At 72.5% G+C, this 25,787-nt stretch carries 17 protein-coding genes; 13 read left to right on the forward strand and 4 right to left on the reverse strand.

The window, feature by feature from the left end; genetic code table 11:
- Nucleotides 1-125 precede the first annotated feature (125 nt).
- The gene (locus COUCH_RS08655) at nucleotides 126-4,691 is read right to left on the reverse strand and encodes an ATP-dependent helicase (RefSeq protein WP_249611547.1); all 4,566 of its coding nucleotides are present in this window, start codon (nucleotides 4,689-4,691) and stop codon (nucleotides 126-128) included.
- 261 nt (nucleotides 4,692-4,952) lie between these two features.
- Here COUCH_RS08655 and COUCH_RS08660 point away from each other — a divergent pair, with 261 nt between their 5' ends.
- From COUCH_RS08660 to COUCH_RS08690, 7 genes are all read left to right on the forward strand, one after another.
- Complete coding sequence (locus COUCH_RS08660) at nucleotides 4,953-5,780, forward strand: DUF4397 domain-containing protein (RefSeq protein ID WP_249611548.1); 828 nt, start codon at nucleotides 4,953-4,955, stop codon at nucleotides 5,778-5,780.
- Nucleotides 5,780-6,442, forward strand: a complete 663-nt coding sequence (locus tag COUCH_RS08665; RefSeq protein WP_249611549.1) for a class F sortase — start codon at nucleotides 5,780-5,782, stop codon at nucleotides 6,440-6,442. Before COUCH_RS08660 ends, COUCH_RS08665 begins: the two co-directional genes overlap by 1 nt.
- 63 nt (nucleotides 6,443-6,505) lie before the next feature.
- Complete coding sequence (locus tag COUCH_RS08670) at nucleotides 6,506-8,167, forward strand: serine/threonine-protein kinase (protein WP_249611550.1); 1,662 nt, start codon at nucleotides 6,506-6,508, stop codon at nucleotides 8,165-8,167.
- 109 nt (nucleotides 8,168-8,276) lie between these two features.
- Entirely contained in the window at nucleotides 8,277-9,794 is a 1,518-nt protein-coding gene (locus tag COUCH_RS08675) for a M28 family peptidase (RefSeq protein WP_249611551.1), read from the forward strand.
- A 153-nt stretch (nucleotides 9,795-9,947) separates the two neighbouring features.
- Nucleotides 9,948-11,264, forward strand: a complete 1,317-nt coding sequence (locus COUCH_RS08680; RefSeq protein ID WP_249611552.1) for a hemolysin family protein — start codon at nucleotides 9,948-9,950, stop codon at nucleotides 11,262-11,264.
- The gene (locus COUCH_RS08685) at nucleotides 11,261-12,385 is read left to right on the forward strand and encodes a hemolysin family protein (protein WP_249611553.1); all 1,125 of its coding nucleotides are present in this window, start codon (nucleotides 11,261-11,263) and stop codon (nucleotides 12,383-12,385) included. The genes COUCH_RS08680 and COUCH_RS08685 overlap by 4 nt, the downstream gene beginning before the upstream one ends.
- A 102-nt stretch (nucleotides 12,386-12,487) precedes the next feature.
- Nucleotides 12,488-13,249 (forward strand): sporulation protein, encoded by a 762-nt coding sequence (locus COUCH_RS08690; protein WP_249611554.1) that lies wholly within the window; start codon nucleotides 12,488-12,490, stop codon nucleotides 13,247-13,249.
- Nucleotides 13,250-13,462: 213 nt separating this feature from the next.
- Here the strand turns inward: COUCH_RS08690 and COUCH_RS08695 are convergent, their stop codons facing one another.
- A complete protein-coding gene (locus COUCH_RS08695; protein ID WP_430640904.1) occupies nucleotides 13,463-14,335 on the reverse strand; it encodes a leucine efflux protein in 873 nt (290 codons plus the stop codon).
- Nucleotides 14,336-14,634: 299 nt separating this feature from the next.
- Nucleotides 14,635-15,873: a bifunctional pyridoxamine 5'-phosphate oxidase family protein/GNAT family N-acetyltransferase gene (locus COUCH_RS08700; protein ID WP_249611556.1), complete on the reverse strand. Its 1,239-nt coding sequence runs from the start codon at nucleotides 15,871-15,873 to the stop codon at nucleotides 14,635-14,637.
- Nucleotides 15,874-15,932: 59 nt separating this feature from the next.
- Here COUCH_RS08700 and COUCH_RS08705 point away from each other — a divergent pair, with 59 nt between their 5' ends.
- The 5 genes from COUCH_RS08705 (at nucleotide 15,933) to COUCH_RS08725 (ending at nucleotide 20,924) form a co-directional block, all read left to right on the forward strand.
- On the forward strand, nucleotides 15,933-17,279 hold the full coding sequence (locus COUCH_RS08705; protein ID WP_249611557.1) for an aminotransferase class I/II-fold pyridoxal phosphate-dependent enzyme: 1,347 nt from the start codon (nucleotides 15,933-15,935) through the stop codon (nucleotides 17,277-17,279).
- A 74-nt stretch (nucleotides 17,280-17,353) separates the two neighbouring features.
- Nucleotides 17,354-18,016: a UdgX family uracil-DNA binding protein gene (locus COUCH_RS08710; protein ID WP_249611558.1), complete on the forward strand. Its 663-nt coding sequence runs from the start codon at nucleotides 17,354-17,356 to the stop codon at nucleotides 18,014-18,016.
- 38 nt (nucleotides 18,017-18,054) lie between these two features.
- Nucleotides 18,055-18,255 (forward strand): DUF3046 domain-containing protein, encoded by a 201-nt coding sequence (locus tag COUCH_RS08715; protein WP_249611559.1) that lies wholly within the window; start codon nucleotides 18,055-18,057, stop codon nucleotides 18,253-18,255.
- Between the two features lie 198 nt (nucleotides 18,256-18,453).
- Nucleotides 18,454-19,500: a recombinase RecA gene (gene recA, locus COUCH_RS08720; RefSeq protein WP_199510960.1), complete on the forward strand. Its 1,047-nt coding sequence runs from the start codon at nucleotides 18,454-18,456 to the stop codon at nucleotides 19,498-19,500.
- Nucleotides 19,501-20,183: 683 nt separating this feature from the next.
- Entirely contained in the window at nucleotides 20,184-20,924 is a 741-nt protein-coding gene (locus COUCH_RS08725; protein ID WP_249611560.1) for a regulatory protein RecX, read from the forward strand.
- Between the two features lie 518 nt (nucleotides 20,925-21,442).
- Here COUCH_RS08725 and COUCH_RS08730 read toward each other — a convergent pair.
- Entirely contained in the window at nucleotides 21,443-22,471 is a 1,029-nt protein-coding gene (locus tag COUCH_RS08730) for a hypothetical protein (RefSeq protein WP_249611561.1), read from the reverse strand.
- A gap of 639 nt (nucleotides 22,472-23,110) precedes the next feature.
- Between COUCH_RS08730 and COUCH_RS08735 the strand changes: the two genes are divergently transcribed.
- Nucleotides 23,111-24,634, forward strand: coding sequence for a hypothetical protein (locus tag COUCH_RS08735; RefSeq protein ID WP_249611562.1), 1,524 nt, complete (start codon nucleotides 23,111-23,113; stop codon nucleotides 24,632-24,634).
- The last annotated feature ends 1,153 nt before the right edge of the window (nucleotides 24,635-25,787 follow it).

Consider the following 25,787-nt stretch of genomic DNA (forward strand, 5'->3'; position numbering starts at 1 on the left):
CGGCCGTGCGGCGGAAGGACAGCGGCGCGGCGAAGCGGCACTGCGGGAGGAACAGCGGCGGCCGGGCGGAGGAGCAGCGCGGCCGCGAGAAGAATGCCGGCCCGCCGCCCCCTATCGGTCGGCTCTCAGCCGCGCAGCCTCAACCCGCGCGGCGTGGCGCGGAAGCCCGCCGCCGTCAATGCGTCCCGCAGTGGCGACGAGTGCACCGATTCCCCGTCCGCCCGTTCCACCGACATCGGTCCCAGTGCTCCCGACTTCACCGAGCCCGCGAGCGCCTGGCCCGCCGCGATCAGGGCTTCCGGGTCGTCGGTGTACGACAGGAGGGTGCGGCCGCCGCGTTCGACGTACAGGGTGAGGTCGCCGCCGACGAGGACGACCAGGGCGCCGGCTTTGCGGCCCGCCCGGTGGCCGGTGGCGGGGGTGGGTTCGCCGTTGCCGCTGTCGACGATGCGGTCGGGCCAGGGCAGGGCCGCGCCGTACGGGTTGGCCGGGTCGGTGGCCGCGAGGACGACGGCGGTGGCGCCGGTGCGTTTGGCGAGCTCGGCCGGTTCGGCGAGGGCTCGGAGGCGGTCGACGGCTCCGGGGACGGCGAACTGGGCGGCGCCGAGGCCCTCGACGAAGTAGCCGCGGCGGGCCGCTCCGCGTTCCTCGAGCGCGCCGAGTACGGGGTAGACCGCCGCGAAGCCGCCGGGGACGCCCTCGGCCATGACGGCTCCGCGGGTGACGACGCCGTGGCGTTCGAGCAGGAGGTCGGCCTGGGCCGCGGCGCGGCGGGTCGGGTCGAGGTCGCGGTCGGGCAGGCGGGACCAGCGGCCGGCCATCGCCGGGGGCCCACCGCGGGACGGCATGACCGGGCGGCCGGGGCGGCCCGGGCGGCGGTACCGGGTGCGGGCGGGGGCGGCCTTGGCGCGGTGGGCGCCGCTGCCGCCGAGCAGGGCCCGCAGCGGGGCGAACGTGTCGTTGGTGAGGTGGCCGGCCCAGACGAGGTCCCACACGGCCGCGGCGAGCCCGGTGTCGTCGGTGGAGTGGACCTTGTCGGAGAGCGTACGGAAGAACAGCGCCTGCCCGTCGCCGAGCGCGTCCAGCACCGCCTGGTGCAGCGGGGTGAGCGCCAGCTCGTCGTCGGGCGGCGTGAGCAGCAGCGGGGCGCTGTCGGCGTAGGCGAGGGTGACCCAGCCGTCGCCGCCGGAGATGCTGCCGGAGCCGGCCCAGAGCACCTCGCCGCCCGCACAGAGCTCGTCGAGCTGGGGCGGCGCGTAGTCGGCGACGCGGGCGGGCAGGACGAGGCGTTCCCACGCCGACGCCGGGACCGCGAGGCCCTGGAGCTGCTCGATCGAGGCGGCGAGCGCGTCGATGCCACGGGCGTTGCCGCCGATCTGGTGCCACCGGGGCAGGAACGCCGCCAGCACGCGCGGCGGCACCGGCTCGATCTCGCGGCGCAGGGCGGCGAGCGACCGGCGGCGCAGCAGGCGCAGCACCTCGGCGTCGCACCATTCGGTGCCGGCGCCGCCCGGGGAGAACTCGCCGGAGACGACGCGGCCGGTGGCGCTGAGCCGCTTGAGGGCCTGCTCGACGACGAAGACGCCGAGGCCGAAGCGGGCCGCACAGGTCGCCGCGGCGAACGGGCCGTGGGTGCGGGCGTACCGGGCGACGAGGTCGCCGAGCGGGTCGGCCACCGGCTCCAGGTAGGCCTCGGGCACGCCGACGGGCAGGGCCACGCCGAGCGCGTCGCGGTAGCGGCCCGCGTCTTCGACACCGATCCAGCGTTCCTCGCCGGCGATGCGGACGCGGATGGCCCGCCGCGAACCGGCCAGCTGCTCCATCCAGTCCAGATCCACCGACCGGGCGGTGAGGTCGGCCGGCGACAGGTCCCCGAGGAGCCGGAGCAGCTCGGCGGCGTCCTCGGCGTCGCGCGGGGTGCGTTGCGTGGTGAGCCACTGCAGCTGGCTCTCGCTCTCGGTGACCACCGTGGGGTCGAGCAGCTCGCGCAGGTCGACGCGGCCCAGCAGCTCGCCGAGCAGCGTGGAGTCCAGCGCGAGGGCGGCGGCGCGGCGTTCGGCCAGGGGCGCGTCGCCCTCGTACAGGAAGGCGCCCACGTACCCGAAGAGCAGCGAGCGGGCGAACGGGGAGGGCCGCGGCGTCTCGGCCTCGACGAGCCGGACCTTGCGCCCGCCGATCTCGCGCATGAGGCCGACCAGGCCGGGCACGTCGAAGACGTCCTGCAGGCATTCGCGCGCGGCCTCGAGCGTCACCGGGAAGTCGGCGAACTCGCGGGCCACGTCGAGCAGCTGGGCCGAGCGCTGGCGCTGCTGCCACAGCGGCTGCCGGCGGCGGGGATCGCGGCGGGGCAGCAGGAGGGAGCGGGCGGCGCACTCGCGGAAGCGGGAGGCGAACAGCGCCGACGTGCCGACCGACTCCTCGACGATCTGCGCGATCTCCTCGGGGTCGAACGCGACCAGGTCGGCGCCGGGCGGCTCCTCGGCGGTGTCCGGCAGGCGCACCACGATGCCGTCGTCGGAGGGCATGACCTGGCCGTCCACGCCGTACCGCTCGCCGAGCCGGCGGGCGATGGCCAGCGCCCAGGGCGCGTTGACCCGGGCGCCCAGTACGCAGTGCACGGTCATCCGCCAGTCGCCCAGCTCGTCGCGGAAGCGCTCGACCACGACCGTACGGTCGTCGGGCAGGTTGCGGGTCGACTCGCGCTGCTCGCGCAGATAGGCGATGAGGTTGTTCGCGGCCCATTCGTCCAGTCCCGACTCGCGCAGCGAGGCGACGGCGGTCTCGTCGCCGGCGCGGGTCAGGCCGCGCAGCCGGGCGCCGATGGCCCGGCCCAGCTCGATCGGGCGGCCGAGCGCGTCGCCCTTCCAGAACGGCATGCGGGCAGGGGCGCCGGGCGCGGGGGAGACCAGCACCCGGTCGGGGGTGATGTCCTCGATGCGCCACGAGGTGGAGCCGAGCAGGAAGACATCCCCGACGCGGGACTCGTACACCATCTCCTCGTCGAGCTCGCCGACGCGGGAGGCCCGCTCCGAGCCGGCGAGGAAGACGCCGAACATGCCGCGGTCGGGGATCGTGCCGCCGCTGGTGACGGCGAGGCGCTGGGCGCCGGGGCGGCCGGTGAGCTGGTCGGTGGTGCGGTCCCAGACCAGGCGGGGACGCAGCTCGGCGAAGGCGGTCGACGGGTAGCGGCCGGAGAGCATGTCCAGCACGGCGTGCAGCGCGGAGTCGGGCAGCTCCGCATAGGGCGCGGACCGGCGCACGAGCGTGGCGAGGTCGTCGAGGTGCCACTCGTCGAGGGCGACCATCGCGACGATCTGCTGGGCGAGCACGTCCAGCGGGTTGCGCAGGTAGCGCAGCTCCTCGATGGCGCCCTCGCCCATGCGCTCCGCCACGACGGCACAGGAGACGAGGTCGCCGCGGTGCTTCGGGAAGACCACGCCGCGGGAGATGGCGCCGACCTGGTGCCCGGCGCGGCCGATGCGCTGCAGGCCGGCCGAGACCGACGGCGGGGCCTCGATCTGCACCACGAGGTCGACCGCGCCCATGTCGATGCCGAGCTCGAGGCTGGACGTGGCGACGACCGCGGGCAGCTGGCCGGACTTCAGCGCCTCCTCGATCTGCTTGCGCTCCTCGCGCGAGACGCTGCCGTGGTGAGCCCGCGCGACCACGGGCGGCGCGCCGCCGGCCTCGCCGGACTGGGCCATGACCTGGGCCGGCGGACGCGTGGCCGGGGCGGGGGCCGGCTCACCGCCGGCGCGCCCCAGCGCCAGCTCGTTGATGCGCGCGCAGAGCCGTTCGGCGCCGCGCCGGGAATTGGTGAACACGATGGTCGAGCGGTGCGCCTGGATGAGGTCGAGCACCCGCTCCTCGACGGCAGGCCAGATGGAGGGGGAGTGCCGGCCGGCGCCCGGGTCGTCGGCGTCGACGTCGGGCACCTCGTCCAGGCGGGTCATGTCCTCGACCGGGACCTCGACGGAGACCTCGATGGTCTTCGCGCTGCCGGGCTGCACGATCTCGACGTCGTGCGCGCCGCCCAGGAACCGGGCGGTGTCCTCGATGGGCCGCACGGTCGCCGACAGGCCGATGCGCTGGGCGGGACGCTCCAGCAGCGCGTCGAGCCGCTCGAGGGACAGCGCCAGGTGGGCGCCGCGTTTGGTGGCCGCGACCGCGTGCACCTCGTCGATGATCACCGTCTCGACGCCGCGCAGCGACTCCCGCGCGGCCGAGGTGAGCAGCAGGAACAGCGACTCCGGCGTGGTGATGAGGATGTCCGGCGGTGTCCGCGCGAAGCTGCGCCGCTCATCGGCGGGGGTGTCACCGGTGCGCATGCCGACCGTGATGTCGGGCGGCGGCACGCCCAGGCGCCCGGACGCCTGTCGGATTCCCGTCAGCGGGGCGCGCAGGTTGCGCTCGACGTCGACCGCCAGGGCCTTGAGCGGGCTGACGTAGAGCACGCGGCAGCGGTGTTTCGGGTCCTCGGGCACCGTCTCGTGGGCCAGCCGGTCCAGCGACCAGAGGAACGCCGCGAGCGTCTTGCCGGAGCCGGTCGGCGCCACGACCAGCGCGTTGCGCCCGGCGCCGATCGCCCGCCACGCCCCGGCCTGGGCGGCGGTGGGCGCGGCGAAGGCGGCCTTGAACCACTCCCGGGTCGGCAGGCCGAACTGCTCCAGCACGTCTCGCACAGTCCCCATGGTGCCCCGGGGGTCCGACAAAAATGCCCGGCCCGGGGACATCCACCGGCGTCACCGGTCCGAATGGGGGACGCCGAACCGATCAGACGACGGGCATCAATCAGACGTTGGACCACAGGACGGACGCTCGGGCAGCGGCCGCGCCCGGCCGGACGGACCATGGTGCGGGTCTGGTGACGTGCGGCACATTGATGAACGCAGAGCGTACGCATCGATCGCCGCCATGCCGACGCCACACCGGCCCGAGAAGCAGGAGGCTTCGTGAAACGCATCGTCGCAGGGGCGCTGGCCGGGCTGGTCGTGCTCGGCATGGCCGCGTCCCCCGCCCGGGCCGCCGGCGCCGGCTATGTCCGGCTCGCGCACCTCTCGCCGGACACCCCGGCGGTCGACGTCTATCTGAAGTCCCAGTCCGGCGCGGTCGACGATCAGAAGTTCGACGGCGTCGCGTACGGCGCCATGTCGAACTACCTGCGGCTGCCCACGGGTTCCTACTCCGTCGCGATGCGCAAGGCGGGCGCCCCGGCCAGCACCCGCCCGGTGCTCACCACGCAGGTCACCGTGGGCGACGGCGGGGCGTACACGGTGGCGGGCGTGGGCCGTTACGCCGACCTGGGCCTGCGCGTGTTCAAGGACGACCTGCGGCTGCCCGGCCGCGACGAGTCGAAGATCCGGATCATCCAGGCTTCCGTACGCGCACCCGTGCTGGACGTGGGCGGCGCCAACGGTGCCGCCATCGCCGACCGGGTCCCGTTCGCCACCACCACCGGATACCGCGAGGTGAACCCCGGGAAGTGGACGGTCAAGGTGCAGCCCAGCGGCGGCGGCGCGACCAGCGACCTGCCCTGCACGCTCGGCGCGGGCAACGTGTACTCACTGCTCGTGCTGGACGGCAAGAAGGGCAGCCTCGAGCCGGAGCTGCACATCGACGCGGCGCGTCAGGGCGGTGTGCCGCAGGGTGGAGTGGCCACCGGGGCGGGCGGCAGCCGGCCGCGGGACCCGCTCCCGGCGGCGCTGCTGCTGGCGGCGCTCACCGCGATGATCACCGGCGGCGTGTTCCTGGCGCTCCGGCGGGGGCGGCGAACGGCCTGATGAAGGTACGCGTCCGAGCCGCGCTACCCGTCGCGGCCTCCCTGCTCACCGGCGTCGTGGCCGGTACGGGATACCTGCTGCTCCACGAGCCCCCGGGCACCGCCGGGCCCGGCCGGTGGGCCCAGGTCCCGCCGGGCATCGTCGGGTCCGCTGTGCCCGTACCTTCGGATTGGCCGGAACCGGAAGGTGTCGCGGACCCGTTCCGGACCGCCCGGCCGGTGGTGCACGGCCCGCCGACCCGCCTGCGGGTCGCGACCGTCGGCATCGACACCGAGCTGGAGACGCTCCATCTGGGCGCCGGCGGCGAGCTGGTGCCGCCGCAGGGCGACGCGCGCGCCGGCTGGTACGCCGACGGCACCGCACCCGGCGACATCGGACCCGCGGTGCTGGCGGGCCACGTGGACTCCAAGAGCGGTCCCGCGGTGTTCTACCGGCTGCGCGAAGTGGACACCGGCGACCGGATCGAGGTGACCCGCGGTGGCCGTACGGTGACGTTCACGGTGACCGCGACGGCCTGGTACCCGAAGTCGGCGTTCCCGACCGACCGGGTCTACGGCCCGACTCCCGACCGGCAGCTACGGCTGATCACGTGCGGCGGGGTGTTCGACCGGAGCCTGCGGTCATACCGGGACAACCTGGTGGTCTACGCGGTGGCCGGGTGATCGCGGTAGGCCAGGTCAGGGGCCCGCGACTATCCTCATGACGAAGCGACGGGGTGGGGGCCGATGGCGGTCAGGCGGATGCTCATAGCCGGTCGGTATCGTCTCGACGAGCCGGTCGGGGCCGGAGGCATGGGCCGGGTCTGGCTCGCGCGCGACGAGATGCTGGACCGTGACGTCGCGGTCAAGGAATTCGTCCCGCCGGACTGGATGACCGACGACGAGAAGTCGCGGCTGCGCACCCGGACGCTGCGCGAGGCGCGCAGCGCGGCCCGGCTCAACCACCCGCACGTGGTGAAGATCTACGACGTCGTGCACGCCGAGGACCTGCCGTGGATCGTGATGGAGTACGTGCCGTCGCGCTCGCTGCACCAGGTCGTCGGCGAGGACGGCCCGTTCCCGCCGCTCGAGGCCGCCCGCATCGGCCTCGACGTGCTCGCGGCCATCACCGCCGCGCACCGCGCCGGGGTGCTGCACCGCGACGTCAAGCCGCACAACGTGCTCATCGGCACCGACGGGCGCGTGGTGCTCACCGACTTCGGCCTGGCCACCTTCGTCGACGACGGCTCGGTGACCGGGCCGGGCCTGGTCGTCGGCTCGCCGCAGTACGTGTCGCCCGAACGCGCGCGCGACGGCGCGTCCACCGTGGAGTCCGACCTGTGGTCGTTCGGCTCGACGCTGTACTTCGCCGTCGAGGGCCGCTCGCCGTTCGCGCGGGACAGCGCCATGGCCACGCTGATGGCACTGGCGACCGACGAGCCGGATCCACCGGTACGCGCGGGCCCGCTGACATCCGTGCTGACCGGTCTGCTGCGGCGCGAGCCGGTCGAACGGCTCACAGCGGAGGAGGCGGGCGAGCGGCTGCGCGGAATCCTGGCGGCCCGGCCCGTCACCGTCGCCGTACCGTCCCCGCGCCGGCCGCCGGACCTCGATGTGGCCCCGGCGCGGCCGGCTGTGGCGGCGCCCGAGCGGGAGGCGCATCCCAGCGCCCCGCTGATCCCGGCGCAGCGGCAACCCTCCGCGCGCACGCGTCCGCGGTCGCGGCTCGCGATGGCGGCGGTCGTGACGGTGGCGGTGCTCGGCAGCGCCGGCGTGGCCGCCGGGCTGGCATTGCGCCACGACGACACCCCGGCGCCGCCGGTCGCCGCGTCACCGCAGGTGCAGACGTCGTCCGGGACCGGCGGCGGCGTCGCCGAGGGCTTCAGCCCGGTCAACTGCCTCAACCCGCCTCCTTCCGGTACGCGCAGGACGCCGCAGCCGGGCGCGCAGAAGCTCCGCAACGGCTGGGCGCTCTACGACGGCTGGTCGTACTTCACGCTGGACGACTTCCACATCGCGGTGCCCGACGGCTGGACGTACCAGCGCGTCGGCACGACGATCTGCTTCCGCGACCCCGGCAACCTGCGGATCCTGAGCATCGACCCGGAGCGCAACCCCAAGGGCGACCCGGTCAAGGCGTGCCGCGCGGAGGTCGGCCGGCTCAAGCGGGCGGGCGGCCTGCCCGCCTACCACGAGTACGCGATCCGCCGCGTCCCCGCGCTCACGCGCGCCGCCGACTGGGAGTACGCGTACGACACCCCGTCGGGCGACCGCATGCACGCGATGACCCGGTGGATCGCCTCGGACGGCGATGCCTACGCGTTCGGCCTGACGACCCGTGACCTCGACTGGCCGGCGAACTTCGCGACCTGGGGAATGATCGTCAGCACCTTCTACACCGAGGGCTGAGGTATGGCTCAGTCGGTATGAGTGCATCGACCGTTCTCTCTGCGATGCTCGGCGTGGCCGCCGCCACACCCCACAGGCGACGGCGACCCCCCGAACCCGCGGAGGACCCGTGAGAGCACTGCCCCTGATCGGCGCGACGGCCCTGCTGCTGACCGTCGCCGCCGCGGCCCCGGCTTCGGCCTCGTCGGCTGTGGCGGCACCACCCGACATTGCCGTCGCGAACGTGAAGAACCACCTGAGTCAGCTCCAGTCGATCGCCACCGCCAACGGCGGTAACCGCGCGCACGGCAAACCCGGCTACCTCGCCTCCGTCACGTACGTGAAGGGCCTGCTCGACGCCGCCGGCTTCCAGACCCAGCAGCAGTCCTTCACGTACGGCGGTGCCACGGGCTACAACCTCATCGCGGACTGGCCGGGCGGCGACACCAGCGACACGCTGATGGTCGGCGCCCACCTGGACAGCGTCACCGCGGGTCCGGGCATCAACGACAACGGCTCCGGCTCGGCGGCCAACCTCGAGGTGGCGCTGGCCGTGGCGCGCACCGGCTTCCAGCCGCAACGGCACCTGCGGTTCGGCTGGTGGGGCGCGGAGGAGCTCGGGCTGCGCGGATCCACCGCGTACGTCAACTCGCTCAGCGCCGCCCAGAAGGCCGCGATCACCGGCTACCTGAACTTCGACATGGTCGGCTCGCCGAACCCCGGCTACTTCCTCTACGACGGCGACAACTCCGACGGCACCGGCTCGGGGCCCGGGCCCGCGGGCTCCGCGCAGATCGAGAGCACGCTGGCGGCGTACTTCTCGTCGATCGGCGTACCGACCCGGGGCACCGACTTCGACGGCCGCAGCGACTACGGGCCGTTCATCGCCGCCGGCATCCCCGCGGGCGGCATCTTCACCGGCGCCGAGGGGCGCAAGACCGCCGCGCAGGTCCAGCTGTGGGGAGGTACGCAGGCCGCGTTCGACGCCTGCTACCACAGCTCCTGCGACACCATCTCGAACATCAACGACACCGCGCTGGACCGCAACTCCGACGCGATCGCGTACGCGGTCTGGACGCTCGCTGCCGGCACCACGACCCCGCCGCCCGGCCAGACGGTGTACTCCGACGGCTTCGAGACGGCCACCGGCTGGACGACGAACGCGGCCGGCACCGACACCGCCACCGCGGGTGTCTGGGAGCGGGGTGACCCCGCGGCGACCAGCTCCGGCGTCGCCACCCAGCTCGGTACGGCCGCAGGCGGCACCTACGACCTCGTGACCGGCGCGACGGCCGGCGCGAGCGCGGGCGCCAACGACGTCGACGGCGGTACGACCACCGTCCGCTCGCCCGCGATCACGCTGCCCACGGGCACGCTGTCGCTGTCGTTCTCGTGGTACCTGGCGCACCTCAACAACGCGTCCAGCGCCGACTACTTCCGCGTACAGGTGATCTCCGGCAGCTCGGCGACCACCGTGTTCAGCCAGGCCGGTGCGGCGAGCAACCGGGCCGCCGCATGGCAGACCGCCACCGTGAACCTCTCCGCGTACGCCGGCCAGAGCATCAGGCTGCAGGTGGAGGCCGCGGACGCCGGTACGGCCAGCCTCGTCGAGGCGGCCGTCGACAACGTGGTCATCAGCCGGTCGTGACCTTCCGAGGGCCCGGGCGGGTCTCCGCCCGCTCGGGCCTTCGTCCAGCGAACGTCCAGCGGGCGCTGATATTCTTCTGCGGGTGATCGGCAGTAGTCAGCCGGGCTCGGCCCGGCTCCCCGTCCCCCCGCTCCCCGCGTCCTGGCCCCTCCCGTGTTGATCCTCGCGGGCGTGCTGCTCGTGATCGCGGTGACAGCCGTGACCGGCTATTTCGTCGCCCAGGAGTTCGGCTACGTCGCGGTGGACCGCAGCCGCCTGCGGCAGGAGGCCGAGGCCGGCGACAAGGCCGCCCAGCGCGCGCTCAAGGTCACCGAACGCCTCTCCTTCGTGCTCTCCGGCGCCCAGCTCGGCATCACCGTCACCGGCCTGATCGTCGGCTACGTCGCCGAGCCGTTCATCGGCGACGGCCTGGCCGACCTGCTCGGCGTCGCCGGCGTGCCCGCCGCGGTCAGCATGCCGGTCTCGCTCGTGCTGGCGCTGACCGTCTCGACCGTGATCCAGATGGTGCTCGGCGAGCTCGCGCCCAAGAACCTGTCGATCGCCCGCTCGGAGGCGGTCGCCAAGGCGCTCAGCCGCTCCACGCTGATGTACCTCGCCGTCTTCGGCCCGGTGATCAAGCTCTTCGACCTGGCCGCCGCCAAGCTGCTGCGCCGCATCGGCGTCCAGCCCATCGAGGAGCTGCCCGAGGGCGCCACCGCGGAGGACCTCGAGCAGATCATCGCCGAGTCGCGCGCCGAGGGGCACCTCGACCCCGAGCTGTCCGCGCTGCTCGACCGCGGCCTGGACTTCCGGCGGCGTACGGCGTCCGAGGTCATGGTGCCCCGCGTCGACGTGCACACCGTCCAGGCCTCCGACCCGGCGTCGCAGGTGGTGGACCTGCTCGACACGGGCCGCTCCCGCTTCCCGGTCCGCTCCGGTACGGGCGTGGACGAGATCGTCGGCGTCGTCGGCATCGCGGACATCCTCGCCGTGCCCCCGGCGGAGCGGTCCCGCGTACGGATCTCCGAGGTCGCCGTCCCGCCGCTGTTCGTGCCGGCCTCGCTGCGCCTGCCCGTGGTGCTGGACCGGCTCCGCGCCGGCCACCGCCAGCTCGCCTGCGTCGTCGACGAGTACGGCGGCTTCGCCGGCATCATCACGCTCGAGGACATCGCCGAGGAGCTGGTCGGCCCGATCCGCGACGAGGACGACCTGCCCGAGCCCGCCCCGGCCCGCCAGGACGACGGCTCGTGGATCGTCCCGGCCCGCTGGCGCATCGACGAGGTCACCGACGCGACCGGCGTGGCCCTGCCCGAGGCCGCCGGGTACGACACGATCTCCGGCCTCGTGATGGCCGAGCTCGGCCGGGTCCCGCAGGTCGGCGACTCGGTGTCGCTCGAGTCGGGTACGGCCCTCGCGGTGCTGTCGGTGGACCGCCACGTACCGGAATCGGTCCGCATCTCGCTGCCCGCCCCGTCGGAGGTGTCGCGATGAGCACCTCCTGGGCCATCATCTACTCCCTGATCCTGCTCGCCGGCAACGGCTTCTTCGTCGCGGCCGAGTTCGCCCTGGTGGCCAGCAAGCGCTACCGCCTCGAACACGCCGCGGCCGAGGGCAGCCGCGCGGCCCGCGCCGCGCTCGACGGCAGCCGCGACCTCGCCCTGATGCTCGCGGGCGCCCAGCTCGGCATCACCCTCTGCACCCTGGGCCTGGGCGCGCTCGCCGAACCCGCCATCGAACACCTGACCCACCCGCTCCTGCACGCGGCCGGCCTCCCGGACGTCGCCAGCGGCGTGATCGCCTTCCTGCTCGCCCTCGTCGTGGTGACGTTCCTGCACCTCGTGATCGGCGAGATGATGCCCAAGTCCTGGGCCATCACCGACCCGGAACGCTCGGCGACGATCCTCGCGCTGCCGTTCCGCATGTTCGTCCGGGCGATCCGGCCGGCGCTGGTCGGGCTCAACGGCCTGGCGAACGCGGCCCTGAAACCCTTCGGCGTGCACGCCCAGGACCAGCTCGCCCAGGCGCACGGACCGGAGGAGATGAACATCCTCCTGGAACGGTCGCGCGCGGAAGGCCTGCTGGAGGCCGAGCAGACCGAGCTGCTGACCAGCATGCTCAAGCTGCAGGAGACGAAGGTCCGGGACCTGCTGATCCCGGACGACCAGCTGGTGACGGTGTCGCCCGGCTCGTCGGCGGCGGAGGTCGAGGCGGCGTCGCAGCGCAGCGGACGGTCGCGGCTCGCCGTGGTCGCGCCGGCCGGGTCGGCGTCCGGCACTGCTTTTCCGGGCTCCTCGTTCCCGACCCCTGGTGCCGGTGGGGCCGGCTCCGGGGAGGTCGTGGGGGTCGTCCACGTCCGGGAGGCGGTCCGGGCCACCACCGCGGGCGTACCGGCGACCGCAGCGCAGCTCATGGACCCGCCGTTCGACCTGGAGGCGTCGGTCACGGTCACGGATGCGGTGACCCGCATGCGCGCGGCCCGCGCCCAGCTCGCCATGGTCACCCGGGACGGGGAAAGAGTCGGCTTCGTCGCCCTCGAAGACCTGCTGGAGCAGGTGATCGGCGAGTTCGACGACGAGACTGATCCCGTACCGGTGGGCAGGCGCATGCGCTGACCTGCTGGAGCGGGCGGTTTGTCGCGGGCGCTGCGCGAGGCGGTGCGACGGTCACCCGACCCGGTGGCGGCGGCAGGCGCATGCGCTGAGAGGGGTGCGGGGATGGTCTTCGAGAAGGTGCTGCGCGCATTCGGCGTCGGCGGTCCCAGCGTCGACACCGTCCTCGCCACCCCCGGCGCATACCCCGGAAGCCCACTGATGGGCGCGGTCCGCCTCACCGGCGGCGACTACGACGTGGCGGTGGACACGGTCGCGGTGGGGCTCGTCACCAGAGTCGAAGCCGAGGACGGCGACGCCCTGATCGAGTTCCACCGCGCGTGGGTGGCGGCGGGATTCACGCTGGCGGCCGGCGAGCACCAGGACATCCCGTTCACCATCACCCTGCCCTGGGAGACACCCATCACCCACGCGTACGGTGACCGCCTCAGCGGAATGTCCCTCGGCCTGCGCACCGAGCTGACCACCGAAGAGCTTGCCGACACCGGGGACGTGGACGTGCTCGCGGTCCACGCCCTGCCGGCCCAGGAGAAGGTGCTGACAGCCCTGAACCGCCTCGGCTTCCACCTCCGCCACGCCGACGTGGAAAGAGGAGCGATCTACGGGGTACGCCACGAGCTCCCGTTCTTCCAGGAGATCGAGCACACCGCGCCGCCCGAATGGCCGGTGAACGAACTGGAGCTGACGTTCATCGCGGACTCCGAGGGCATCGAGGTGATCCTCGAGCTGGAGAGACACGCCGGCCTCCTGACCCGGGCGCGAGACGCGTACGGCCGGCTCCGAGTGCCCCACGACGCAGCGGACGAGGGGGAGTGGGCCGCGCAGCTGAACGCGGCGCTGCGGGGGGCGCTGGCAGAGCTGGGCTGAGATCCGGGTCGGCCGGCTGTGGTGGTGGCTGGGTCGCCGTGGCGTTCCGGGTCGGCTGGCTGTGGTGGTGGCCGGGTCGTCGTGGTGTTCCGGGTCGGGCGGCTGTGGCTGTAGCTGGGTAGCGGGTCAGCCGGCCGTGGCGGTGGCGTTCCTGGTCAGCCGGCCGTGGCCGTGGCGTTCTGGGTCAGGCGGCCGTGGCGGTGGCGTTCCCGGTCAGCCGGCCGTGGCCGTGGCCAGCTTGATGCCGAACCCGACGAAGACCGCGCCGATGCCCGTGGCGGCCATGGCCGACAGCCGGCGCCGCCGCCGGAACTGACCGGCGAGGAACTGCCCACCGAAGATCAGCCCGCTCAGGTAGAGGAAGCTGAACACCTGCAGGATCGCGCCGAGGATCAGGAACGACACGGCCGGATGGGCGTACCCCGGGTCGACGAACTGAATGAAGAACGACACCACGAAGAGGATCGCCTTCGGGTTGAGCAGGCTGACGACAAGAGCCCGCCGGAACGGCCTCCGCATCCCCGCCCCGACGACCGCATCCCCCGACCTGCCGTCGCCCGTGCCGGCGTCTTCCGTGCCGGCGTCTACTGTGCTGCTGGCGCTCGCGGCTGCCGCGCTCGCGTCTTCTGTGCTGCTGGCGCTCGCGGCTCCCGCACCCGTGGCTGCCGTACTCATGGATCCCGTACTCGTGGCTGCCGTGCTGGTGGCTGCCGTGCTCGTGGCTTCCGGGATGCCGTCACTCGCGCGCCCGGCGCCGCTCTCATCCCTGGTCGCCGCACCACGCTCGCGCCACTTCCGCCAGGCGCCCCTGATGATCCCGAACCCGACCCAGGCCAGGTAAGCACCGCCCGCGTACTTCACCACCATGAAGACCGGCGGATACGTCCGCAGCAACGACGCCACCCCCGCAGCGGCGAGCACCATGAGCACAGCGTCGCCGAGGAAGACGCCGCCGGCCGCTCGATATCCCGCGCGTACCCCGCGCTGAGCGGCGACGGAGAGAACGAAGATCGAGTTGGGGCCGGGCAGCAGCACGATCGCCACGGTCCCCAGCACGTACGTCCAGAAGTCGGTGATGCCCAGCACGGCACCATCCTGAGGCGGCAGTGGCTTCCCGGCGATAGGCCGCCAGGGCAGGATCATGTGGCCTTGCCCACGCGTGAGCACGCCGCCTGCGGCCCGAAGTGGCGATCGGAGCCGAAGCCGAAGCCGAAGCCGAAGCCGGAGCCGGAGCCGAAGCTGGAGCTGGAGCTGGAGCTGGAGCTGGAGCTGGAGCTGGTGCTGGTGCTGGTGCTGGTGCCCGAGGCGGGTACTCGGAGCCGGTGCTCAAGGCGAGGCGGTGGTGCTGAAGAGAGACGGCGGCGTCACGACCTTCGGAGCCCCTTTCATCCCGCCGCGAGCCGCTGCCGCAACCGGTCCCGTACCCCGGGCCACTCGTCGGCCGTGACCGCGAAGACGACCGTGTCGCGCCACGTGCCGTCCGGTCGCCGGCGATGGTGCCGGAGCAGCCCGTCGCGGCTCGCGCCCAGCCGCGCGATCGCTCGCTGGGAACGCTCGTTGCGAATGTCGGTGTACCAGAACACACGCTCGGCCTCCAGCACGTCGAACGCCCGCTCCAGCAGCAGCAGCTTGGCTTCCGTGTTGACGCCCGTACGCCACCACCGCCGTCCGAGCATGGTGTGGCCGATGCCGAGGGCGCGGCCCGCCGGGTCGATGTCGTGGTAGCTGGTCGTACCCATGACTTCGCCGGTGGCCGGGTCGCACTGGGCCCACGCCACCCGTTCGCCGAGCCATTGCTGCCGGGCTGCGTTCTGCACGATGTCGGCCATCTGCTCGCGCGTCTCCGGCCGCGGGACGGTGAGGAACTGCCACACCTCGTCGTCGCCGAGGGCGGTGAGCAATCCGTCCACGTGCGATGGGGCGAGCGGCTCCAGCGACACGTGCTTTCCTGTCAGGGGCGCCGCCGTGTGCCACGGTGAGGTCGGTCCCGGCAGGTAGGCCGGGGTCGCCGCAGCCACTCCGGCGTCGGGCTCCGGTGGGCCCGCGATGCGGCGGAGCGGCAGGACGCCGGCCCAGTGCGGCAACGGCAGATCCTCGCTCTCCTCTGCTACACCGCCTGCTCTGGCGCGTACGGAAACCTCGTGCAACGGCAGGGACAGGACGACGGTGGTTGCCAGCTCGCGGGCCGTCGGCGGCCGGCTGTCGGCCGACCGGCCGGCGCCCAGCTTCTCCACCAGGGCCGTCATGGCGTTCTGCTTCTCTGCCTGGTCGGCGACGGGCCGGGCGGTTCCGTGCACCACGACGGAGCGGTAGTTCGCACTGTGGTGGAACTGCGAGCGCGCGTAGACCAGCCCGTCCAGCAGCGTCACCGAGATGGACACCGGGATTCCGTCGCCGCGCGCGGTCAGTCCGAGCCTTCCGCCGGTCGAGGCATGGATGTACAGCGTGTCGCCGACCCGGACGTGCAGCGTGGGCAGGATACGAGGCTCACCGTCGATCACGAACGCCACCGCGCAGTCGTACCCCTCGTCCAGGATGGCGTGTGCCGCCTCGTGGTCGTAGCGCATGCGCCCCCGGTCTCGGGTGGCCGTGGTCCGGGCGGTGGGCTGGTAGACGGCGGTCACGGGCCCCTCCTCGACATGATCGCTTGCCGTGATCTTTGTTCTAGTACATAATCTGTGATGTGCCAGAACAATATCAGGTCGAGGGCTCATCGGCAGCCTCGATTTCCGCGAGCATCGAGTCGGGCGTCCTCAGTGGAGCATGGAGCTCGGGGGATGCGCTGCCGCCCATCCGGGCGCTCGCCGACCGGCTGGCCGTCAGCCCCGCGACCGTCTCGAAGGCATACGAGGAGCTGCGGCGACGCGGCATCGTGGAGACTTCGGGCCGGCGCGGCACGCGGATCCGCCCGCGTCCGCCGGTGTCCGGCCCGCGGGCCTCGTTGCGCCTGCCCGTGCCGCCGGGCGCGCTCGACCTGTCGTCGGGAGACCCCGACGTCCGGCTGCTGCCTCCCCTGGGGCCGCATCTGCGTGCGGTCTCCGACGAGATCGGTGCGCCATCCGGCTATGCGGCGGCCGGCCCGCTGCCTCAGCTGATCGAAGCTGCGCGATTGCGGTTCGAGGCTGACGGCGTACCGATGGACAGCGCGTCGATCGCCGTCACCAACGGCGCGCTGGACGCGATCGAGCGGCTCCTCACGACGCACCTTCGCCCCGGCGACCGCGTGGTCGTCGAGGACCCGGGATGGGCCAACCTTCTCGACCTCATCGCCGCGCTCGGGTTGAAGACCGTGCCGGTGCGGATGGACGACGAGGGCCCACTACCGGAGGACGTTCGCGCTGCAGTGATGACCGGCGCCAGAGCTGTCGTCGTCACAACCCGGGCACAGAATCCGACAGGCGCCGCCATCAGTGCGCGCCGAGCCGCGGAGCTGCGCGAAGCGCTGTCTTTCGGGAAAGCCCTGCTGCTCATCGAGGACGACCATGCCGCCGAGCTGGCCGGCGTCCCCCTGCACGCGCTGAGCGGTTCAACCCCCTTCTGGGCGTTCATCCGCTCGGCGTCCAAACCGTTCGGTCCCGATCTGCGCACAGCGGTCATGGTCGGGGACGGGGTGACGATCGCGCGCGTCGTGGGCCGCATGCGCACAGGCGCCGGCTGGGTGTCCACCGTGCAGCAGCGGCTCCTGGTGCGGCTCTGGCAGGACGAGTCGGTGGCGGCCGGGATAGCCGCGGCCGGGCGAAGCTACGACCGTCGTCGCGACGCTCTGCGGGACGCGCTCACCGCGCGCGGGGTCAAGGCCTACGGTGCGACAGGCATCAATCTTTGGGTACGCACTGACGACGAGACCCGCCTGGTCACGGCGCTACGCGACGCGGGGTACGCGGTGGCGCCGGGCTCGCTGTTCCGCATCGACGAGCCGGCGGGCGTACGCATCACCATCAGCGCGCTGGACGATGACGCCGTGGAACCGCTCGCCGAGGCCGTGGCCGCGGCGGCCCACTCGCCCGGCGTGACCATCATCGGGAGGTGAGACACGTGCCTGCTTGATCCCGTTCAGGTGACGCCGCCGGGCGTGGAGCGCACGCCAAGGGGTAGAAACGGTGCATGCCCAGGACCGAGGCGCCCATCGGCGCGCAGCATTTCGTTCCGCCGGACGCGCACGAACTCGACCAGCTCAAGGCCGCGGCAGCGCACTGCGAAGGCTGCGAGCTGTATCAGAACGCCACCCAGACCGTTTTCGGCCGTGGCGCCGCCAACGCCCGGGTGGTGTTCGTCGGCGAACAGCCCGGCGATGTCGAGGACCAGCAGGGCCTGCCCTTTGTCGGCCCGGCCGGACGGCTGCTGCGCGAGGCGGTGGACGACGCCGGCCTCGACCCCGGCAACGTCTACATCACGAACGCGGTGAAGCATTTCCGCTTCGAGCTGCGTGGCAAGCGGCGCATCCACCAGAGCCCCGGGCCGGCGCACATCACCGCGTGCCGCCCGTGGCTGGTCGCCGAGTTCGCGCTGCTCAAGCCGGAGCTCGTGGTGGTGCTCGGCGCGACGGCGGCCAAGGCGCTGCTCGGGCCGTCGTTCCGGGTCACCCGCTCGCGGGGGCAGCTCATGCCGTGGCCCGCGTCCGCGCAGCACCCCCAGGACTTCCCGGTCGCGGAGGTCCAGGCGCTCGCCACGATCCACCCGTCCGCCGTGCTGCGCGCTGATGATCGCGACGCCGCGTACCAGAGCCTGGTCGAGGACCTGAAGGTGGGAGCGGCCGCGCTGGCGTGATCCGTGGGCTCCGCCGGGTCCGCGGGTAGGCTTGGCGGGTGCGGTTGACGGATTTCTGGCAGCGTCTCGAGCAGGCCTTCGGCGCCGCGTACGCGCGCAGCTTCGCCGCCGATCACGCCTTCTCCGGCCTGGGTGGACGGACGATCAACGAAGCCATCGCTCAGGGTGTCGATACAGCTACCGTGTGGCGCGCCGTGGTGGCTGCGTACCCCGATCGGGTGCCTGCGCGGCTGCGCTGACCGTTTTTTCGTACGTTTGTTCTGGCGTGTCGCTCGATCGTCGTACACCTGTTCGGCTATTGTCCTCAGCGGCGTGGTCATCCACAGCTCCGGGCCGGGCGGCGGTTTTTGTCAGACCCACCGTCTAGCGTGACCCGCGTGGTGAACAGAAGCTCGGCGGCGAAGACGCCTGCGAAGTCGAATACAGGGGTGGCGGACATGGTGGCAGGACCTGATCGGGACAAGGCGCTCGATCTCGCGCTGGCGCAGATCGACAAGCAGTTCGGCAAGGGTTCGGTGATGCGGCTGGGGGAGCGACCGGTCGTGCAGACCGCTGTCATCCCGACCGGCTCCATCGCCCTCGACGTGGCGCTCGGCGTCGGCGGCCTGCCGCGCGGCCGCGTCATCGAGGTGTACGGGCCGGAGTCCAGCGGTAAGACCACGGTGGCCCTGCACGCGGTCGCCAACGCCCAGCGCGCCGGCGGCATCGCGGCCTTCATCGACGCCGAGCACGCGCTCGACCCGGAGTATGCCCGCGCCCTCGGCGTCGACACGGACGCCCTGCTGGTGTCCCAGCCGGACACCGGCGAGCAGGCGCTCGAGATCGCGGACATGCTGATCCGTTCGGGCGCGCTCGACATCATCGTCATCGACTCGGTCGCCGCGCTCGTGCCGCGCGCCGAGATCGAGGGTGAGATGGGCGACAGCCACGTCGGTCTGCAGGCCCGCCTCATGAGCCAGGCACTGCGGAAGATCACCGGCATTCTCAGCAACTCCGGCACGACCGCCATCTTCATCAACCAGCTCCGCGAGAAGATCGGCGTCATGTTCGGCTCGCCCGAGACGACGACCGGTGGCCGCGCCCTGAAGTTCTACGCGTCCGTGCGCCTCGACGTGCGCCGCATCGAGAGCCTCAAGGACGGCACCGACGTGGTCGGCAACCGCACCCGCGTCAAGGTCGTGAAGAACAAGGTCGCGGCGCCGTTCAAGCAGGCCGAGTTCGACATCATGTACGGCAAGGGCATCTCCCGCGAGGGCTCGCTGATCGACGTGGGCGTCGAGCAGAACATCATCCGCAAGTCGGGCGCCTGGTACACGTACGACGGCGACCAGCTGGGCCAGGGCAAGGAGAAGGCCCGCGAGTTCCTCAAGGAGAACCCGGACGTCGCCGCTGAGATCGAGAAGAAGATCCTCGAGAAGCTCGGCGTCGGCCAGACCACCGGCGACGCCGCAGGCGGCCCGGAGCTCCCCCCGGTCGACTTCTGACCGGAACGCCCCGTCCCGGGCGCTGCTTTCGCCACGCCGTGCCGGCGACCCACGTCGCCGGCACGGCATCGGCGGTGCGTCTGCGTTCGTCGTCGGCGAGCCGTCCGCGGTAAGCCCGGGTGTCTCGCTGGCCGGCCGTTTATGTGAGGTCCGCGTTTGTCGTTGGCCGGGCGTTGGTGTGAGGTCCGCGGCTGTCGCTGGCCGGGCGTTGATGTGAGGTCCGCGGCCGGTCATCGGCTCCGGGTCTGAGCTCGTTGTCGGCCGGCGTCGCCACTCCCCGGCTCTGCGCCCGCTCGGTCCCACGGCTTGTGTCGCGCGCGACTCGAAATGCCGGCGGCAGCGGTATCGTCCCAAGCGCTGTCCCGGATGCTGTCGTTAGCCGGCGCCGGGTTTGACGCGCGGTCTGAAACTGACCGCTCCGACCCTGGCGATCATTGCGTGCCTGCGCCCCGTCGACGATGTGCGTGCCTCCGTTGCGCCGACGATGGGACGGGATCCGTGCTGCCGGTGACGCCATGCCCGTGCCGCAGGTGACGCGAGTGTCGTCATCGCAGCCGACCGCGGGTCCATGCCCGTGCCGCCGATGACGACGGAGTCTTTGCAGCCGGCTTGCCGACGGCTGGGCACGGCGAGACCGACGTCGGCTTTCATCCGTGACAGATTGCTGCAGAAGGCGGTGAGCGATGGTCGGACGACGAGGTGCACGATCCGGGCGCGGGTGGGATGCGCTTCCTCCCCGCCCGCCGGAGGACGGTGACGGCTCACCGCGGGACAGCCGTCGCCGGGGCGGTGCGCGTGGGGCCTCCCGTAGCCGGCAGGCCGACCCCTCCGACGCTTCGACGGGCGGTCGCCGGGGCGGCTCCGCGGAACGGCCGGCCGAACCACCCCGGCCCGAGTCCGAAGTGGCCCGGGAGATCTGTCTGCGGCAGCTCGCCGTGCGGCCGCGTACCCGGGCAGAGCTGGCCAAGGTGCTGGCCCGCAAGGAGATCTCCGAAGAGGTGATCGCCGAGGTGCTCGACCGTTACGACGAGGTCGGCATCATCGACGACGCCGCCTTCGCCCGAGCCTGGGTCACCAGCCGCCACCAGGGCCGCGGCCTGGCGCGCCGGGCGTTGGCCAACGAGCTTCGCCAGCGTGGCGTCGACGCCGAGGTCGCCACCGAGGCCCTCGAGACGCTGGACGAGGACGAAGAGGCGGCCACCGCGCGGGCCCTTGTTGACCGCAAGCTGCGTACGGCGACCGGCACACCCGACCAGGTCTTCCGCCGCCTCGTCGGCATGCTCGCCCGCAAGGGATACCCGGCGGGTGTCGCCATCCGCGCGGTGAAGGACGCCCTGGCGGCCCGGGACGCGGAGGCGGCGGAGTTTGCCGACCAGATCGACGCCGACGCCATGGCGGACCAGGAGAACGACAACTTGTCGTGAACGCCTCCTTTCACCCACCCAGTGTTGCCTCGGCGGCACGTGTCTGTTGCCCCTTACGGCTCGCGTTGAAAGAACGAACGGGCACGCGTCGGAAAGCGCTTCGACACGTGTGAGAGACCGGCGCCGGTGAAGTTCCATATCGGACACATAGGCAAGCCGAAACGGCGAGAGAAGGTGGGCGCCTGCTCACACCGAATACGTTCGCGTTCCACGTGCGCTTCGGTGTGTGGCGGGTGCTTCTGCGTAGCGGCGTTTCGGTGCTCGGTCCAGCCGGCGGCCGTACGACGACAGCAGCTGGGCAGCCCCAAGTCGGCAGCAGAGTCAACAAATCAGTAACGGTTGCACCTCGGAAGCCTTGAGCTCTGGGCGGACTCACCCCCGTACGCGTGTCGCGCCGGCTCGATGAAAGCCGAGGAGGCCATTGATGCACGGTGATTGTCCGTCTTCCACCATATTGTCAATGGTGGATAGAAAAGTTGGTGGGTAAGCCGGTAATCTGCTCGTCCGGACTGTGTTGATCATTGTCCACTGAAGACGGACGAGTCTGAAGTACGGGGAGGAACATGCGAACCAACCAGCTCGCACGCCATCGCGGTGTGCGCGCCGTAGCGCGGCTGGGCTTCATAGTCGGTGCTGTGGGCGTGGCCGCCCTCGCGGGTGCCTCCGCGGCCACCGCGTCCACGACCCACGTCTCCACTCGCGGTGTCGTCGTCCTCACCGAGCCTGCTGCCTCGAACGAGGGCTCCGCGACGAAGGCCGCCGGCGACGACGAGACCCCCGGTAACGACAACCCCGGCGACCCCGACAACGGCGGCGGCGGTGGTGGTGACACGCCTGGCGGTGGTGACAACCCCGGTGGTGGTGACAACCCTGGCGGTGGTGACAACCCTGGCGGTGGTGACAACCCTGGCGGTGGTGACAACCCTGGCGGTGGTGACAACCCTGGCGGTGGTGACAACCCCGGTGGTGGTGACAACCCTGGCGGTGGTGACAACCCTGGCGGTGGTGACAACCCTGGCGGTGGTGACAACCCCGGTGGTGGTGACAACCCCGGTGGTGGTGACAACCCCGGTGGTGGTGACAACCCCGGTGGTGGTGACAACCCCGGTGGCGGTGACAACCCTGGTGGCGGTAACAACCCTGGTGAGGGTGGCGGGACGGGCGACAACGGCGGCAACGACGGCGGTTCCGACGACAACGGCTCCGGCGGCGACGGTTCCGGCGACAACGGGTCGGGCGGCAACGGCTCGGACGACGGCGGTTCCGACGACAACGGCTCCGGCGGCGACGGTTCCGGCGACAACGGGTCGGGCGGCAACGGCTCGGACGACGGCGGTTCGAACAACGCGGGTGGCACCGGTGGCAGCTCCGGCTCCGGCGGTCTCCCGGTCACCGGCGCCAACGTCGTGACGGTTGCCGGTGTCGGCGCTGCCATCGCCGCCGGCGGTGTCGGCCTCATCCTCGTGACGCGGCGCCGCCGCCCCGAGGAGACGGACGCCGTCAAGGCCGAGGCCTGACGGCTCCGCCCGGACGGGACGGCTGCGCAACGGAGAACCCCGGAACGCACCGGCCATCACCGAGGCAACGAAGCAGGACGGCGTGACGCCAGCAAGACGGCGTGACGCCAGCAAGACGGCGTGACGCCAGCAAGACGGCGTGACGCCAGCAAGACGGCGTGACGCCAAGAGAACGGCGTGACGTCGGCAAGAACGGCATCAGGAAAAAGGACCGCGTGACGAAGGACGACAGCGTGACGCGCCGAAACGCGTGACGCGCAGACCACGTGACGCCCCAGACGGCGGGTCGCTCCGGAACAGGAGCGGCCCGCCGTTTCCGTCCGGGCCCGGCCCTGGCCACGTGCACACCGGTGGCTCCGATCACACCCGTCCGACCTGCGCATTCATTCCCCTGCGTGGATCTCCCGGGGCATCGCCGATAGCGCCGTACTGGTAATCTGCAACGTCGTGACAGACGACTCCCACGGTGCTCAGCGCGGTGGCGTACCCGTCCCTGAGGACGCCGGTGCGACCGCTTCCGTCGCGCCGCGCGGCGGGGTCGTCGGCCGTCCGGAGCGGGTCGTTCCGCCGCAGGCGCAGGGCCATGATCCCGACGCGACCGTGCAGTATCCGATCGCGCCCGGTCAGGCTCCGGCGGTGCCGGAATCCCCGGGTGTGCATCCTCAGCCCATGCCGGCGACGACCGGGGCGCACGACAACGACGAGGTGGGGATGGCTCCGGTGAACGGAACGGGCCAGTCGCACAGCCTGCCGCAAAGCTCGCCGGCCACGACCGCGGGGAGCTCGCCCGCGAGCGGCGTCCCGGCCGGCGGCGTGCCCTATCCCGACCCCCAGGCGCCGCAATACGGCCCGTTCCACACCGCCGCCCACCCGACCTCCGGCGGCGCCGCATGGACCGCCGAGCCCACGTCCGGCGGTGCCCCGTGGACCGCCGCGCCGACCTCCGGCGCCGGCCCCACCTCAGCGCCACCCAACTGGTCCGCGGCGACCCCCACCTCGGGCCCCGGCAACCCGGTCTCAGGACCCGGCAGCCCGGTCTCGGCCCCCGGCAGCCCGGTCTCAGGCGCCGGCAGCCCGGTTCCAGGCCCCGGCTACCCGGTATCGGCCCCCGGCAGCCCGGTCTCAGGCCCCGGCTACCCGGTCTCTGCCCCCGGCAACCCGGTCTCGAGCCCCGGTAACCCCGTCTCAGGCGCCGGAGGTGGCCCCGGCAACGACTACGGCGTCGCATCGGCCGGCACAGACGAGTACGGCCTGCCCATCGGCGGCAGCAGCCCGTTCGGGGCGGGAAGCAACGCTCCCCCCGATGCCGACTACGGCAGCAACCGCTTCGGCGCCGCGACCGGCTCGCCCGCGGACCCGTACGCCCGAGGTGGCGCCGCGACCGGCTCGCCCGCAGACCCGTACCCCCGGGGAGGCCCCGCGGACCCGCACGCGAGACAGGGAGGCCACGCGGACCCGTACCCCCGGGGAGCCTCCGACGCCGACCGCTTCGGCTTCGAGGGCGCCCCCAGCTACAGCGGCCCGCGCATCGAGCCCACCCCCAAGCAGCCCAAGAGCCGCTTCATCATTCCGGCCCTCGCCGGGCTGGTCGCCGGTCTGCTGATCTTCGGTACGGCGGGCTGGTTCGCCGGCCGCGCCACCGCCCCCGATCCGAGCCCTGCCGGGACCACGGTTGCGGGCCCCGCGCCGAGCACGAGCCCCTCCCTGCGTGTGTACGAGCAGAACCAGGTCGCGATCAACCAGCCGAAGTTCACCGGCTCGCTCGCTACGGTCGCGCAGGGCTGGCTGCCGCACCTGTCCGGTTGCACCGGCAACGGCGACAAGGGCGGCCCGAAGCTCGGCAAGAGCGAGAAGGCCCGGGTGCGCTGCGAGATGGACGCGATGAGCGTGATCTTCGTGGAGTACGCGACCACCGCCGACCGGGACAAGGCACGGGTGACGACGCTCGGCCAGAACGTCGACGCCCGTACGCTCACCCCGGGCGTGGGCGCCGCCGTCGAGCGGGCCACGCCGTCGGGGCGGACCAACGGCAACTACGTCGAGTACGCGTACAAGGTCTCGGGCCGGACCGTGGCGGGAATCTGGTGGGACGACGCCGCCACGCCCGTCGCGGCGTACCTGCTCGCGTACTGGAAGGAAGGCGCGGGGGAGAAGTGGGAGCCGATGCGCGACATCTGGGCCCGCTACGCCTGAATTGCCCCCAACGTACGTGAGCTGGGCGTGTATCGGTCTGTGCCTAACGTCCCATCCCCTGCCGAATCATGAGTCCTTGACCGAAGCGGCTCTCGCGACCTAGCCTCGCGTTACACGAGGTTTGCTCGACCATCGAAGGCTAATCGCACAACATAGATCGCATTACTTTTCGGCATCACTTCCGGCCTCGGACGGGACGCCCGGCGGACTCCACCGCCGGTACGGACCACCGAACCGGGAGGACGGGACGCCCGGCGAGGCCATCGCCGCCAGCGGACCGCCCACCCGGCGGCCGATACGCCCGACGGCTGTTCCCAGCGACCCGCCCGACCGGCGCCGGCCCACCAGGCCGACGCCGAGCCGGCCCGAACCGACGCAAGTCGGCACCCGAGCCGGCGCCCAGGCGGCCGACACCACCACCGCGGCGACACCGTCGCGGCCACGTCGGCCACCGTCACCCGGGCGGCGCAGGCCGGACAGCCGGCAACCCGCAGGCCAGACAACCGGCGGACCCGGCGACCACCTGGGCGAGGTGCCGGCTTCCGGCGCCCGGCCAGGCGGAGGCACCGGCTTCCGGCAGGCAACCGGGTAGACGGGGCGCCGGCTTCGGCAACCCGGCAGACGGGGGCACCGCGACAAGCGGCCCGCGCCCCGGCGAACCCGGGCCAACCGGCGGCCACCCGCCCGGCGAACCCAACGCCCGGGCCGGCCCGGCGGTCGGCCGGTCCAACCGGCGGCGTGCCGGGCGTGACCAGCCTGCAGCTGCTCAAGGCAGGTCGGGCGCGACCAGCCAGCCGGCGGCCGTACAAGGCCTGTCGGGTGAGGCCCGCCAGCCCCGGCGGCCGCACAAGGCCGGTCGGGCCGGGCCGGTCGGGGTGAGGCCGGGTTCCGGAAGCGGCACGTTCCGGACGGGAACGGCCAGGCGCGGCACGAGCGCCAGGCCGACGAAGAGTAGGACGAAGTTGGACGAACCACCCGCTGACCGCGCGGGTGGAACGAATAGCAGCGGTCGGTCGTCGGCGGCGACCCACTCGGGCTTCGGCCGCGTGCGGGGGTCCGGCCGACGGACGATGGCACCTGCGGTCGGTTCCGCGCTCCGGCGCGGGACCGCGAGACAGCCTTTGGTCGGGCATCCCTTACCCGTGCTTCGCGC

The organism is Couchioplanes caeruleus, assembly GCF_023499255.1.
Taxonomy (GTDB): Bacteria; Actinomycetota; Actinomycetes; order Mycobacteriales; family Micromonosporaceae; genus Actinoplanes; species Actinoplanes caeruleus_A.